We start from the raw sequence: 511 nt of genomic DNA, 5'->3' as shown, positions 1-511 counted from the left end.
CAACATGGACGTTGAAAATCAGCAAAAACGAAAAAGATAATGATGGCAATCTCCTTGATATTGCTCAAAGATCTCGTTCTGATATTTCCACGCTTAGTCTTGATAATAGCTCCATTGTTTTTAGCGAACCAACAGAAGATCATTACCAAACATTGCATATAGGTTCTGGTAAACCAGACACAAAAGCAGTCTACAATGCAACGGGTGATGCAAAGATTTACTTCAACGCAGAATGGAGTGATGGTGCTGCAATAAATGAGCAAAAAACCGATAGACTTTTGATCAATGGGAATGTCTCTGGAACAACATCAGTTTATGTTACGGGGCGCTTAGAAAATGACAATGTCGAAGCAAACACCTCTGCTGCTGCCAATGTCCGTGGTCTTTCACTCATTCAAGTTTCTGGAAAAGCAGAAGAAAGCTCTTTCAAACTTGTAAATGGCTACACCACAAGAGGTGGTTTACCAGATATGTATACACTACGTGCCTATGGACCAGACTCAAGCCAAGG

The 511-nt window shown here is 40.7% G+C and carries 1 protein-coding gene; it reads left to right on the top strand.

Annotation, left to right across the window (positions count from 1 at the left end; all coding sequences use genetic code 11):
• The coding region (locus ACFIJQ_RS08925) for an autotransporter outer membrane beta-barrel domain-containing protein (RefSeq protein WP_375629982.1) at positions 1-511 on the top strand (511 nt) is incomplete at both ends.

The sequence above is a fragment of the Bartonella sp. TT67HLJMS genome, from assembly GCF_042193375.1.
Classification (GTDB): domain Bacteria; phylum Pseudomonadota; class Alphaproteobacteria; order Rhizobiales; family Rhizobiaceae; genus Bartonella; species Bartonella grahamii.
Note: the sequence above shows the minus strand (reverse complement) of the source record. Positions and strands in the feature narration are given on the sequence as shown.